Source organism: Pseudomonas sp. NUPR-001 (genome assembly GCF_052147955.1).
Taxonomy (GTDB): domain Bacteria; phylum Pseudomonadota; class Gammaproteobacteria; order Pseudomonadales; family Pseudomonadaceae; genus Aquipseudomonas.
This window is the reverse complement of sequence record NZ_CP197353.1, coordinates 2814485-2828448: the sequence shown is the minus strand read 5'-3', so window position 1 is coordinate 2828448 and position 13964 is coordinate 2814485. Positions and strand designations below refer to the sequence as shown.

Genomic DNA, 13964 nt, shown 5'->3' with positions numbered 1-13964 from the left:
AAGGCCGCTCCAAGAGCTGGGAGTGGCTAAGCTTATGCCGGTGAAATATTCGGCCTCGGCGGCCATAACCAGCTTTTCATTTCACGACAGTCAGGCTATAAAAAGCGACCCGCCACAGAAGCGGGACGCCTAATGAGAACGCGTGGAAAACAATAAAATGACCGCCCTTGTCCGTGCTGCAAGCTTGACCAATTACCTCGAGGTGTCACGTCACCTGGGCCTCAATCCTCAGGCCCTGCTCGCTCAGGTGGGCATCAGCGCCGCGCTGCTCGAAGACCCCAACCAACGTATCGCCGTATCCTCGGTCATTACCCTGCTGGAAGAGTCGGCGCGGGTCAGCGGCTGCGAAACCTTCGGCTTGCGCATGGCCGAATTGCGCCAGTTGTCCGATTTTGGCGAGATCAGCCTGCTGCTCAGCCACCAGCGCACCCTGCGTGACGCCCTGCAGGTGATCGTGCAGTACCGTCATCTGCTCAACGATGCCTTGGCCATCCACATCGAAGACGCCGGAAAAACCGTGATTATCCGTGAGGAAGTGGTCAGCGAGCGGCCGCAAGGCAGCCGTCAGGCGACGGAACTGGCCATTGGTGTGTTACGCCGCTTGTGTGCGGCATTGCTCGGTGCCCACTGGCACCCGATCAGCGCCAATTTCACCCACAGCGCCCCGGCCGACCTGGCCATTCACCGGCGGATTTTCGGCTGCAAGCTGGAGTTTGGCAGTGAATTCAACGGCATCGTCTGCCCGGCCGCGGACCTCGATGCAGCCAACCCGCTGGCCAACCAGGCCATGGCGCGCCTGGCCCAGCGCTACCTGGACACCCTGCAGGCAGGCGGCAAGCAGTCGCTGGAGCTGGAGATGCGCAAGATCATCTACCTGCTGCTGCCCATGGGCCGCGCCACCATCGAGCAGGTCGCGCAAACCCAGGGCATGAACGTGCGTACCCTGCAGCGGCGGCTGGAGGAATGCGGCATAACCTTCAGTGACCTGATCAACAGCGTGCGCCGCGACCTGGTGATCCGCTATCTGGAAAACCCCAGCTACTCGCTGGGGCGTATTGCCGACATGCTCGGCTACTCGATGCCAAGCTCGTTCACCCGCTGGTTCATTGCCCAGTTCGGCATGCCGCCTGCCACCTGGCGCGCACAGCATCTGAACACACCGCGCTAACCGATCTGTGGGAGCGGGCTTGCCCCGCGATTGCGGTGTGTCAGTCACATCGCATCGCGGGGCAAGCCCGCTCCTACAGGCCCCAGTGCATCAATGCCAGCACCAGCAGTACCAGGAACACTGTCTCGCCCAGCATCAAGGCAATCGGCTTGAAGCCCACCTTGGCCAGTTCCTTGAGCTGCGTCTTCATCCCCAGGGCGCTGATGGCCACCACCAGGCACCAGCGTGACAGGTCGTTGACGCCGCTTTGTACCAGGGTTGGCACCCAACCGGTGCTGTTCAAGCAGGCCAGCAGCACAAAGCCCACCGCAAACCAGGGCAACAACGGTGGCCGCTGCCCCGAGGCATCATCGCCAGCGCGGCGGGTGATCATCGCGGCAACGACAATCACTGGCAGCAACATCGCCACCCGCATCAGTTTCACCACGGTGGCGATATCACCGGTCTCGGTGGACATGCTGTAGCCCGCCCCCACCACCTGCGCCACATCGTGGATGGTCGCACCGAGGAACACCCCGGCCTGAGCAGGAGAAAGATGCAGCCAACCGGCAATCATCGGATAAAGAATCATCGCCAGGGTCGACAGCGCCGACACACCGATCACGGTAAACAGCGTGGCATGCTCTTTCTGTTTGTGCGCGGGCAACGCCGCCGCCAGCGCCAACGCCGCCGACGCGCCACAGATGGCTGTCGCACCACCGGTCAGCATGCCGAACAGGCGGTTGAAGCCCAGCGCCTTGGCCACCACCATCGAGACACTGATGGTCACCACAACGATGATGATCACCAGTGCAACAGGCTTCCAGCCCAGGCTGGCGATCTGCTCCAGGGTAATGCGCATCCCCAGCAGCGCAACTCCGACACGCAGCACTGTACGCGCGGTAAATTCGATCCCGGCTTTGCACGGCCCGTCGGCGGCGAGGAAGTTCAAGGCCATGCCCAGCAACAGGGCAAACAACATCACCGGCGCCTGGTAATGCTCGCTGAGAAAGGTCGCGGCGCCGGCAGCGATCAGGCTGACCATAAAGCCCGGTGCCAATGTGCGGATGCGCTGGTTGGCAGCGCTGATTGCAAGGGTACTCATTGCCCTGACTCCTCGGCGTCGAGAACGATATACAGCTGCTCGCCCTCACGCTCGACCGGGTAATTGGCGACTTTCAGCGCCGTGGAATTGAGCAGATAGCCGCTGGCCAGGTCGAAACGCAGGCCATGGGCGCAACACTGGATCACCCGCCCTTCCAGGCGCCCACCGCACAACGACGCGCCCTGATGCGGGCAGCTGTCATCGATGGCGTAGAACTGATCGGCGACGTTGAACAGGGCCAGGCTCTTGTCGGCAAAGCTCAACAGCACCCGGCTGTTGCGTGGCGGTACTTTGGCCGCCGGCACAGGGTAGCGATTGCTCATGCCGGTACCGCCGCACCCAGCGCCTCACGCATGACTTCAAGCAGCACGGCGGCAGGCTGCGCGCCGCTGACGGTCAATCGATCGTTGAAACGGAAGCACGGCACGCCGTTCATTGCCGCATCGCTGAAGGTGACGAACGGGCTGGCGTCACCACGCAGGCAATCGGCGACCTGCGCCGGGTTCAAACCACAGGTCTTGGCGATGTGCAGCAAGGTCACCGGATCGCCGAGGTCTTTGCCGTGTTGAAAGTAAGCAGCAAACAGCTCAGCCAGCAGCGCTTCAGTAAGCTGCGCGTTGCCCATACTGGCCGCACGCTGCAGCAAGCGGTGGGCATCGGCGGTGTTGGGCATACGGCTGATGCGCGCAAAGTCGATGCTCACACCGGCGGCTTCGGCGGCGCCACGCACTTGTGCCTGGCGCTGGCGCACGGCGGCTTCGCTGCCCAGACGCTTGCGGTAGAACGCTTCGAACGGCTGGCCGGTCCTGGGCATGTCCGGCAGCAGTTGCACGCCACGCCAGTGCTGGGTGACCTGCAGCGTCGGCAGTTCTTCGCGCAGTTGCTCAAGCGCTACCTGTAAATGGCGCTGACCAATCAGGCACCACGGGCAAATGAAGTCGAAAAACACTTCGATGGACAACACGGGTTTCACGGTTTTATCTCCTGAATCTGCGCCGCGCCAGGCGTTGTGTGCTGCTGGCCGGCCAGACGAGCCATGTCGCTGTGGTAATGGCGCTTGGCAATAAAGAACACCGCCGCAGCGGCGATACTGATCAACGGCACCAGCTGGAATGCTGCCTGCAGGCCGATCAGGTCGGACACCCGGCCGGTAATCAGCGGACCGGTGGCCAGGCCCAGCAGGTTGTTGGCCAGGGTCAAGGTGGCGAAGGCGGTGCCATGCACCGAGGCGTGGGTCAGGTTGGCGACCATGGCGCTGGAGGGGCCGTTGGTGCCCACAGCGATCATCATGCCCAGGCAGATCAGCACCAATTGCGCGGTGCCTGCAGGCAAGGCAAAAGCCGCCGACAGCAACAGACAGCTGCCCAGGCAATAACCGATCGCCAGGCTGATTTTACGGTCCGGGCGCTGACGGCCCAGGCGGTCGCAGAGCATGGCGCAGATAATCGTACCGATGCCGCTGCACAACACGATGATGGCCGCGAGCACGCCAGCCTGGTCGGTGCCCATGGCGTAATATCGGTTGAGGTAACTGGGCATCCACACGATCACCGTGCCGCCGACGAACAGCTGCAGGCCACTGGCGACATACGCCGCAATCACCGAGCGGCTGCTGTACAAGGTGCGCAGTGGGCGCTCCGCCTTGCAGGGGGTGGTGCCGCGTTTTGGCGAAATCTTCGCTTCCTTGACCAGCAGCGGGTAGAGCAAGGCCAGCAGCAGGCCGAAAAACGCCATGCCGGCAAACGCCCAGCGCCAGCCAAGGTGCTGCGCCATCACCCCGCCCAGGGCCATGCCCAGGACCGAGCCGAACATGCCACCGGCCATGAACGCACCGGCCAAAGTGGCGCGCATGTCGCGGGGGAATACCGCAACGACCACGGCGATGCCGACGCTGCCATAGGCGGCTTCGCCGACACCCACCAGAAAGCGGGCAATAAACATTTGTTGGTAGTTTTCCGCCAGGGCGCAGCCCAAGGTCGCCAGGCTCCACAGCACGGCCATCAGCACCAGGCTTTTGACCCGGCCAAAGCGGTCGGCCAGCAACGACAGCGGAAAGGTCAGCAAGCCGACCATCAAGGCGACGATGCCACTGAGCAGGCCCAGCTGGCTGTCGGTCAGGGCCCATTCGCCCTTGAGCAGCGGGAAAACCGCATTGAGGACCTGACGCGACATGTAGTCGGAAATCAGCAGGCCAAACGTCAAAGCGAAGACAATCCAGGCATAGCGCCGCGGAATGCCTTGGGAAGTGTCAACACCATCATCTGCGGCGCTGGCGATATAGGCGGCCATAGTGCCTCCTCGGTTGTCTGGCGTAAGTCTTGTTGTTATCGGAAGCCTGACTGACAACGTTGCGATTGAGTGGGTCGGCACCGCCGTCTCGGGCCGACCCTGCCCCATCAGCCGCGCTGCGGTACACCCTTCTGGCCAGGCTGGCGGTTCGGTGCCATGCCGTTGGCTTTGAGTGTTTCCTCGATGCTGCTGTACTGCTCACCAATGCGATAAATCGCACGTGCTTCTTTACCGTTGGCCACTTCACGACCCAGTTCATGGGCAATGCGCACGGTCTGCTGAATCTGCTGCACCGAGCTGAAGCGCTTGCCTTGATGGTCGATGATGGTGTCTTCGTTGCCGCAGCGTGCGTGCAGGCCCATGGCCATAGCCATGGCGTTGAACGGCAGCACGTTTTTGAGCAGCGATTCCGAGGTCAAGGTGCAGCCATCTGGCGCGCGGTGAATGAAGTTGAAGAAGTTGAACGGGTTCGGGCCGTCAAAACCACCACCGATGCCGATCCAGGTCAGGTTCAGCGGGCCCATGTAGTCGCCACGGCGCACGATGCGCTCAAGGGTTTCCAGGGCATGCATGCCGGTCAACTGGAAGTGTGGCTGAATCTTGGCGTCTTGCAGACGGCGCAGGTGCTCACGTACCCAGGCTGGGCCTGCCGGTACGGTCATTTCGCTGTAGGCGGCCTGGAATGCTGGATTGGCCAGCGAGGTACCTTCCAGGTACTCCGGATACAGCAGTTCCATGATGTTCATTTGCGTGGTGTTGATCGCCACAGTGACCTGATCAGGCTTGGGCGTCAGATCGGCAAGCATGTGCCGGGTATCGTCCGACAGCCACTTGGCCGCTTCGCCGTCACTTTCCGGGGCGAACGAGATCGAACCGCCCACCTGGATAATCATCTCCGGTACGGCTTCACGCACACCGGCAATCAATTCGTTGAATTTGGACAGGCGTTTGGAGCCCTTACCGTCCAGTTCGCGCACATGCAGATGGAGCACAGTGGCCCCGGCTTCATAGCAGTCAACGGCCTTTTGCACCTGCTCGTCCATGGTCAGCGGAATGTCTTCGGGGAAATCCTCAGGCATCCATTCCGGGCCATACGGGGCCACGGTAATCACCACCTTATCCATGTTTTCCGGGTGCAACGAATCGTCGAAGAATTGCATGTTTCAGTCCTCGGTATTGTTATTGTCTTGGCTGCGCTTTGCGGCGCTGGGGTACTGCTGGTCCGGCCTTAGAAGGTCAGGTCACCCTTGATGCCGGCGCGCTCCATCTTGCGGTGGCACGGCGGGTAGTCCATGACCGCGTAGTGTTGGGTGCTGCGGTTGTCCCAGATCGCTACGCTGTTAGGCTTCCAGCGCCAACGCACCTGGTACTCGGGCAAGTAGGCCTGGCTGATCAGGTAGCGCAGCAACTCGCCGGCACCGGGGTTGGCGTCCTGGCCGAAACGCACCCGTTGCGGGGTGTGGAAGTTGGTGAAATGGGTGGTGAAGGCGTTGACGAACAGCACCTGCTCGCCGGTTTCCGGGTGGGTACGCACCACCGGGTGTTCGGCGTCGGGGTACTGGGCCTTGAGCGCCAGGCGCTTTTCGATCGGCATCGCCGCGCCAAAGCTGGCCTCGATGCTGTGCCGGGCGCGCAGGCCTTCAATCTTCTGCTTCACCTCATCCGGCAGGTTCTGGTAGGCCAGCACCATGTTCGCCCACATGGTGTCGCCCCCTACTGGCGGGCATTCCACGCAGCGCAACACGCAGCCCATCGGCGGTGCTTCGCGCCAGGTGGCATCGGTGTGCCAGGCATTTTCGTAGCGGTCGGCGGGCTGGTCCGGGCGCTTGTAGATCTGTACCAGGCCCGGGTGCTCCGGATCGCTACCGGCCACCGGGTGGTCCTCCAGATCGCCGAAACGCCGGGCAAAGGCCACATGTTCGGCGCGGCTGAAGTTCTGATCGCGCAGGAACAGCACGCGGTGCTTGAGCAACTGCGCACGGATCTGGTCGAAGAGGTCGTCATCGTGCACAGCATCGGCCAGGTTTACCCCGGAAACCTCAGCGCCAATGGCGCAGGTCAATTGTTCGATATGCATGCTGCAACCCTCTTCAGATGACGAAGATCGACGAACCGGTGGTTTTCCGTGCTTCCAGGTCGCGATGGGCCTGAACGGCATCCTGCAGGGCGTAGTGCTGATTGATCTCGATCTTGATACGACCGCTGCTGACGTGATCAAACAGTTCACCGGCCAAGTCGGCTTTCTCTGCCGGATCGGCGATGTAGTCGGCCAGCGCCGGGCGGGTCAGGTGCAGCGAGCCCTTCATCGCCAGAATCTGCGGATCGAACGGCGGGATGGTGCCCGAGGCAGTACCGACGCACACCATCAGGCCGCGACGCTTGAGGGAATCGAGCGAGGCCATGAAGGTGCTCTTGCCAACGCTGTCGAACACCACGTTGACGCCGACACCGTCGGTCAGCTCACGCACACGCTTGGCCACGTCTTCGTGGCTGTAGTTGATGGTGTGGGTGCAGCCATGGGCGCGCGCCACTTCCGCCTTGGCATCGGTGGAGACCGTGCCGATCACATTCAGCCCCAGCAGGCGCGCCCACTGCGACACGATCAGGCCAACGCCACCGGCGGCGGCGTGCAGCAAAATGCTGTCACCCGGCTTGAAGTCGTAAATGCGGCGCATCAGGTAGGCCGAGGTCAGGCCGCGCATGGTCATCGCCGCTGCGGTTTCAAAGGCGATGGTTTCCGGCAGTTTGATCAGTGCAGCTGCGCCAATCAGGCGCTCGGTGCAATACGCACCCAGGGTGTTGAGAAACCCGGTGTAAGTGACCCGGTCACCGACCGCGACGTTGGTGACCCCCTCGCCTACCGCCTGCACCACGCCGGCCGCTTCCACGCCCATGCCGTTGGGCATCGGAATCGGGTAGGTGCCGTTGCGGAAATAGGTGTCGGCGTAGTTCAGGCCAACTGCGACCTGGCGCAGGCGGACCTGGCCTGGGCCTGGCTCGCCGACTTCGGCGTCTTCATAGCGCAATACTTCGGGACCACCGGTCTCGTAAAATCGTACGACTTTGGACATTCTTGTCACTCCACTCTTGTTCTTGATGCACTGCGTCAGTACAGGTTGAGTGGACAATAAGCCTTACGCTTTGGGGGTGCTTCGCATCCGGCGACAAGGCGTTTTCATTTCGTGACAACGCTTGTAGGAGCGGGCTTGCCCCGCGATAGCGGCGGTACTGACACACCGCAATCGCGGGGCAAGTCGGATCGCCGCACCGCCGCTCCCACTGCGGTGGCTGCCTGTATGATGCGCGAGCCTTTCCACCACTGCTGAGAGTCACGCGATGAAATCCCCGGCCGGTTTGCTCCTTGCAGCGATTGAACTCGACCGCGACAGCGCCACCCCGCTGTACCGTCAGTTGTACCTGCAGATCCGCAAGCAGATCCTTACCGGCCGCCTGCAAGGGGGCATTCGCCTGCCGTCGACACGCACCCTGAGCCAGGAGCTGAAGCTCTCGCGCATCACCCTGCTCAATGCCTTCGATCAATTGATCGCCGAAGGCTTTCTGGTGTCACGCACCGGGGCCGGGACCTACGTGGGCGACGAGTGGGAACGCTCAGGGCACACCGAGCCACCTCCTCCAGCGCCGCCGCAACTGTCAGACCTGAGCCAATCGATGCTGTCCCTGCGCAGCCATCATTTTCGCGGGGTGTCGTATGCACACTACAGTGCCGACACCCCTACTTCGTTCCTGCCCAGCCACGGCGCCTTCGAAGCCTTCCCCCAGCACCTGTGGAAGCGCCTGCTCGCCCGCCACAGCCAAAAACCCAGCAAGGACATGCTCGGCTATGGCGAACTGCAGGGGCTACAGGCTTTGCGTCAGGCCATTGCCGAATATGTCTTTGATGCCCGTGGTATCGACTGCAGTGCCGAGCAGGTGGTGATCGTCTCGGGTGCGCAACAAGCTTTCAACTTGTTGGCCATGCTGCTGTTGAACCCGGATGACCCGGTGTGGATGGAAGACCCGGGCCACATTGCTGCGCGCATCGCCTTCCAGGCCCACGGCTGCCGGGTCACACCGGTGCGCATCGATGAGCAAGGCATCGATGTGCAGCAAGGCATTGCTGAATGTCCTGAGGCGTGCCTGGTATTCACCACCCCTTCGCGCCAGCATCCGTTGGGGGTCACCCTCAGCCATGCCCGACGCCTGCAGTTGATCGACTGGGCCGCCGCCCATCAGCGCTGGGTCATCGAAGACGACTGCGACAGCGAACTGCGCTACAGCGGTCGGCAATTGCCGGCGCTGTACGCCATGGACCAGAGCGACCGGGTGATCTATGTCGGCACCTTCAGCAAAGTGCTGTTTCCGTCGCTGCGCCTGGGTTATGTGGTTCTGCCGCCGGCGCTGGTCGAGCCGTTTTGCACCCTGCGCGCGGTGCTGGACCGCAGCCCGCCGACCCTGTTGCAGGCGGTGACCGCCGATTTCATGAGCGAAGGCCACTTTATCGGCCATATCCGCCGCATGCGCGCGCTGTACCAGGCGCGCCAGAGCTGCCTGGTGGGGGTGCTTGAACGCCGCCTTGGCCACTTCCTGCGCATTACCCCAGTTGAGGCCGGCATGCACCTGATCGCCTGGCTGCCAGCGCACCTCGACGACCAGGACATCGCCCGGCAACTGGCGGGGCACGGCGTGCACACCTACGCCCTGAGCGATTACTGCCTGCAGCGCTACCTGCCGCCTGCGCTGTTGCTCGGCTTTGCCGGTACCGCGCAGGCCGAGGCCGAAACCAAGGTCCAGGCCCTGGTTCAGGCCCTCAAGGCGCTGGGGCAGCCGGTCTAGACAGCGGCCAGTGGCCTTATCATTTGCTTCGTAATGGATCTATCGAGAGTTCCCCGCCGGCGCGATAAAGAACGCGCCGGTAGAACCGGTGCCCGCACCAGGAACGACTCGAATGAATGCTATCCAAGAACGCTTCACCCGGTTGCTCGATAACAAGACCCAAGGCGCCGCAGCGCCGGTGCTGTTGACCCGCGAACTGGCCACCCGCCTGATCGAGCGACTCGACCAGGTTCGCCTGTTCGCCCATGCCTATCCGTTACTGACCAACCTCACCCACGGGCGGCTGACGCCGTTCGACCTGCTCGACTTCGCCTACCGTCACGAGCTCAAGGGTTTGAGCCTGCATATGCTCGACGGTGAGCACAACAGCCTGTCGCAGATGAATGCCGAGCAGTTGCGCACCTTTGCCGACAAGGCCCGGCAACTGGAGCTCGACGTGCACCTGGAAATCAGTAGCACGCTGAAGCCGGACGTTGATGCGGTGATCGCCGTGGCCAAGGCGATTGGCACGCGCAATATCCGCGTGTATTCGCGCTATGAAGGCACGCTGTCGCAGGTCATGGACCGGATCGGCGGCGATCTGTTGTACCTCGCGCATCAGGCCGACGCCCACGACCTGTACTTCGACTTCGAACAACACGAAGAGCTCAAAAGCGACGAAATTGCCCAACTGCTGCGCCAAGCCAACCATCCGCGCCTGCATGCCCTGTTCGACTTCGGCAACATGATCAATGCCTGCGAGCAACCGCTGGCGGCACTGCACAACCTTGCGCCGCACATCCGCCAGGTGCACCTCAAAGGCGTGCGCGTGGTGCCGGAAGCCTCAGGCTTCGGCCATTACGGCGTGCTGCAAGGCAGCGCTGAAGACGACCTGCCCAGCGCGCGCATGGTCTTCGAGTTGCTGATGCTCGGTGAACAGCAGCCACAAGTGATCGCCTTCATCCTCGAACAGGAAAACCACTACATCGCCCCGGCGTTCCGCCAGTCCGACGAGCCTGCCGATCCCTTCATCGCCTACCGCGAAATGAGCGACACGCCGCTGCCCGCCGGCTTCACCCTGGAGCAGATGCTGGCTGGCGAACAGCGCTGGGCCAACAACCAGGTGAGCTACGTCAAAGGCCTGCTCGCCGAGCTGCGCAGCCTCGCTGAACTGCACTTGGCCACACCCGCGAGCGTGTGACGTCGCCACTACCCACTACGCCTGGAGAATAACAATGACTGCACACGACAAGGCCAAATGGTTCAAATTCCTCATCCTGATCCTCGGTGGCGGCACCATCTACAAGCTGGCCAACCTCAAGGACGCCTTCTATGTACCGATGCAGACGTTCATGGGCTTGTCCCATACCGAAATCGGTCTGCTGCTCAGTGCCAACGCAATCATCGCCACTGGCCTGTTCGTGGTCGGCGGCATGCTCGCCGACCGCTTTGACACGCGCAAACTGATCCCCCTGGGCTTGCTCGGCACCGGCGCACTGGGCCTCTACCTGGCGACCTTTCCGCCGTTCAGCAGCCTGATGATCGTCTTTTGCCTGCTGGCCGTGTGCGCCGACTGCATCTACTGGCCAGCACTGCTCAAAGCCATCCGCGGCCTGGGCAACGACCAGGAACAAGGCCGCCTGTTCGGCCTGCTCGAAGGTGGCCGCGGGGTGATCGACACCCTGGTCGCGTTTTCAGCGCTGGGCGTGTTCATTGTCATGGGTGCTGCCGAAGCTGGCCTGAAGGCGGCCATCCTGTTCTATTCGCTGATCGACATCGGCGCAGGCGTGCTGACCTGGTTCCTGCTCAGGGGCAACCAGACCGCAGCCAGCACCACGGTGAAGAAAAACCCGTTGGCCAACCTGATGGAAGCCATCAAGGTGCCGGCGATCTGGGTAGTCAGTTGCAACGTGTTCATGGTCTACATCGTGTACTGCGGTTTGACCTACTTCATCCCCTACCTCAAGGAAGTCTACGGCTTGCCGGTTGCCCTGGTTGGCGCCTACGGCATCATCAACCAATACATGCTGAAGATCCTCGGCGGCCCGGCGGGTGGTTTCATAGCCGACAAGTACTGCAAAAGCCCCAGCCGTTACCTGAAATGGGCGTTCCTGGCGCTGTTGCCGATGATGCTGATCATCCTCATGGTGCCCAAGAGCCCGGGCTACATCTACGCCGGCATGGCCGCGACGCTGTCGTTCGCCTTCATCGTCTTCTCGATGCGTGGGGTGTTCTGGGCGCCGATGGGCGAAGTGGGTATTGCCCCGCACATCACCGGCTCTGCCTTCGGGATTGGCTGCCTGATCGGCTATGCGCCGGGCATGTTCGCCTATGTCGGCTACGGTGCGATCCTTGACCACTTCCCCGGCCAACAGGGGTACAACTATGTGTTCATGACCATGATGGGACTGGCGCTGGTGGGCTTTCTGGTAGCCAGCACGATGTACCGCTTGGTGCGCCGCAACGCACAGGTGTCGATGCAACCTGTAGCAGGGTAACGCCTGCACCTTGCACCCTTCTGTGGGAGCGGGCTTGCCCCGCGATTGTGGTGTGTCTGACACACCGTAATCGCGGGGCAAGCCCGCTCCTACAGAAGGGTGCTTACATTTCGACTTGTGTACCCAACTCAATCACCCGATTGAGCGGCAAGTTGAAGTACTTGAGGTTGCTGTTGGCGTTCTTCAGCAAGAACGCAAACAGCGCTTCGCGCCACCGCGCCATGCCAATGCGCTTGGTCGGAATCACCGTCTCGCGGCTCAAAAAGTAGGTGGTGCCCATCGGGCTGAAATCCAGTGCCGGTACATGGCACAGTTGCAGCGCCGCCGGTACGTCAGGCTCCTCGATAAAACCGAAGTTAAGGTTGACCCGGTAGAAGCCATCACCAAAGTCCTGCACCTCGAAGCGCTCAGCCACCGGCACCCGCGGGCGGTCTTGCGACACCACTGTCAACAGCACCACGCGCTCATGCAGCACCTGGTTATGCAGCAGATTGTGCAACAGCGCATGGGGAACCGCATCGCTACGGGCCGTCAGGAACACGGCCGTGCCCTGAACGCGATGCGGCGGTTGCGCGGCAATACTGCTGATGAACAACGGCAGCGGCAGCGCCGACTCATCCAGACGCTCGACGATAATCTTGCGCCCACGCTTCCAGGTGGTCATCAGCACGAACAGCACGATACCGGCAATCACCGGGAAGGCGCCGCCCTGGAAGATCTTCGGTGCGTTAGCGGCAAAGTACAGGCCATCGACCAGCAAAAAGCCGAGCAACAGCGGAACCGCCAGCCAGCGTGGCGCTTTCCACAACAGCAACACTACCGCTGCCGACAACAAGGTGGTGATCAGCATGGTGCCGGTCACCGCTACCCCGTAAGCCGCCGCCAGGGCACTGGACGACTCGAAGCCGAGCACCAGCAGCACCACCCCGACCATCAACGCCCAGTTCACCGTGCCGATGTAGATCTGCCCTTGCTCCTGGCTGGAGGTGTGCTGGATGAACATGCGCGGCACATAGCCAAGCTGAATCGCCTGGCGGGTCAGCGAAAAGGCCCCGGAGATCACCGCCTGGGAAGCGATGATGGTTGCCAGGGTGGCGAGCCCGACCATCGGCAACAGCGCCCAGCTCGGTGCCAGCAGGTAGAACGGGTTGCGCACCGCCTCCGGGTTACCGAGGATCAGCGCGCCCTGACCGAAGTAGTTCAACACCAGACCCGGCAACACCAGCAGGAACCAGGCGCGGGCAATCGGCTTGCGGCCAAAGTGGCCCATGTCGGCATACAGCGCCTCGGCACCGGTCAAGGCCAGCACCACCGCCCCCAGAATCGCCACACCAATGCCCGGGTGCACCAAAAAGAACTGCACCGCCCAGGCCGGATTGAGTGCCAGCAGCACTTCCGGACGCTGAACGATGCCATAGATGCCCAACGCCCCGAGCACACTGAACCACAGCACCATGACCGGCCCGAACAAGATGCCAATGCGCGCCGTGCCGTGTTTCTGGATCAGGAACAGCCCCACCAGCACCACCAGGGCAATCGGCACCACCCAGTGTTCAATGCCGTCGAACGCCAACTGCAGGCCTTCAACCGCCGACAGCACCGAGATCGCCGGGGTGATCATGCTGTCGCCGTAGAACAGCGCAGCGCCGAACAAGCCCAGCAGCACCAGCACCCGACTCAGGCGTGGAAAAGGCGCTGCTGCACGCCGTGCCAACGCGGTCAGGGCCATGATGCCGCCCTCGCCCTGGTTGTCGGCACGCAACACGAACAGCACGTACTTGAGGGTCACCACCCAGATCAACGACCAGAACACCAGCGACAGAATGCCCAGCACACCGTCATGGTTGGCCTGCACGCCGTAATGGCCGGCGAAGACTTCCTTGAGGGTGTACAGCGGACTGGTGCCGATGTCGCCATAGACCACGCCAACGGCGGCGATCAACAGGCTCAGTGACGAAGTCTTTACGGGGGAATGGGGTGTTGCGGAAGTTGCGGCTTGGCTCACGGTAGAACGTCTCGGAACGGAAGGGCCTGAAAACGCTTGTCAGTATCCCTGTGTGTGTTCCGAGACTCCGTAAAATCTGCGTAAAATTTTCTTACACTTTAACCTGTG

The 13964-nt window shown here is 62.1% G+C and carries 12 protein-coding genes; 4 read left to right on the top strand and 8 right to left on the bottom strand.

The genetic code is table 11. From position 1 onward, the window contains the following. Positions 1–157 precede the first annotated feature (157 nt). On the top strand, positions 158–1168 hold the full coding sequence (locus tag ACP6KB_RS12780) for an AraC family transcriptional regulator (protein ID WP_442114083.1): 1011 nt from the start codon (positions 158–160) through the stop codon (positions 1166–1168). A 73-nt stretch (positions 1169–1241) separates the two neighbouring features. Here ACP6KB_RS12780 and ACP6KB_RS12775 read toward each other — a convergent pair whose 3' ends face one another. The 7 genes from ACP6KB_RS12775 to ACP6KB_RS12745 all read right to left on the bottom strand — a co-directional run bounded on the left by ACP6KB_RS12775 (position 1242) and on the right by ACP6KB_RS12745 (position 7612). Continuing rightward, positions 1242–2252, bottom strand: coding sequence for a YeiH family protein (locus ACP6KB_RS12775; RefSeq protein WP_442114082.1), 1011 nt, complete (start codon positions 2250–2252; stop codon positions 1242–1244). Continuing rightward, a complete protein-coding gene (locus ACP6KB_RS12770) occupies positions 2249–2575 on the bottom strand; it encodes a Rieske (2Fe-2S) protein (RefSeq protein WP_442114081.1) in 327 nt (108 codons plus the stop codon). Before ACP6KB_RS12770 ends, ACP6KB_RS12775 begins: the two co-directional genes overlap by 4 nt. Next, positions 2572–3225, bottom strand: a complete 654-nt coding sequence (locus tag ACP6KB_RS12765) for a DsbA family oxidoreductase (protein ID WP_442114080.1) — start codon at positions 3223–3225, stop codon at positions 2572–2574. Before ACP6KB_RS12765 ends, ACP6KB_RS12770 begins: the two co-directional genes overlap by 4 nt. Continuing rightward, positions 3222–4541: an MFS transporter gene (locus ACP6KB_RS12760; RefSeq protein ID WP_442114079.1), complete on the bottom strand. Its 1320-nt coding sequence runs from the start codon at positions 4539–4541 to the stop codon at positions 3222–3224. The genes ACP6KB_RS12765 and ACP6KB_RS12760 overlap by 4 nt, the downstream gene beginning before the upstream one ends. Positions 4542–4648: 107 nt before the next feature. Then, on the bottom strand, positions 4649–5701 hold the full coding sequence (locus ACP6KB_RS12755) for a 3-keto-5-aminohexanoate cleavage protein (protein WP_442114078.1): 1053 nt from the start codon (positions 5699–5701) through the stop codon (positions 4649–4651). Positions 5702–5769: 68 nt separating this feature from the next. Then, a complete protein-coding gene (locus tag ACP6KB_RS12750) occupies positions 5770–6618 on the bottom strand; it encodes a TauD/TfdA dioxygenase family protein (RefSeq protein WP_442114077.1) in 849 nt (282 codons plus the stop codon). A gap of 13 nt (positions 6619–6631) precedes the next feature. Next, a complete protein-coding gene (locus ACP6KB_RS12745) occupies positions 6632–7612 on the bottom strand; it encodes a quinone oxidoreductase family protein (protein WP_442114076.1) in 981 nt (326 codons plus the stop codon). A 265-nt stretch (positions 7613–7877) separates the two neighbouring features. Here ACP6KB_RS12745 and pdxR point away from each other — a divergent pair, with 265 nt between their 5' ends. From pdxR to ACP6KB_RS12730, 3 genes are all read left to right on the top strand, one after another. Further along, complete coding sequence (gene pdxR, locus ACP6KB_RS12740) at positions 7878–9374, top strand: MocR-like pyridoxine biosynthesis transcription factor PdxR (RefSeq protein WP_442114075.1); 1497 nt, start codon at positions 7878–7880, stop codon at positions 9372–9374. Between the two features lie 112 nt (positions 9375–9486). Next, positions 9487–10554, top strand: coding sequence for a sugar phosphate isomerase/epimerase family protein (locus ACP6KB_RS12735; protein ID WP_442114074.1), 1068 nt, complete (start codon positions 9487–9489; stop codon positions 10552–10554). A gap of 34 nt (positions 10555–10588) precedes the next feature. Continuing rightward, on the top strand, positions 10589–11851 hold the full coding sequence (locus ACP6KB_RS12730; RefSeq protein WP_442114073.1) for an MFS transporter: 1263 nt from the start codon (positions 10589–10591) through the stop codon (positions 11849–11851). A gap of 103 nt (positions 11852–11954) precedes the next feature. Here ACP6KB_RS12730 and ACP6KB_RS12725 read toward each other — a convergent pair whose 3' ends face one another. Next, on the bottom strand, positions 11955–13856 hold the full coding sequence (locus tag ACP6KB_RS12725; protein ID WP_442114072.1) for a potassium transporter Kup: 1902 nt from the start codon (positions 13854–13856) through the stop codon (positions 11955–11957). Between the last annotated feature and the right edge of the window lie 108 nt (positions 13857–13964).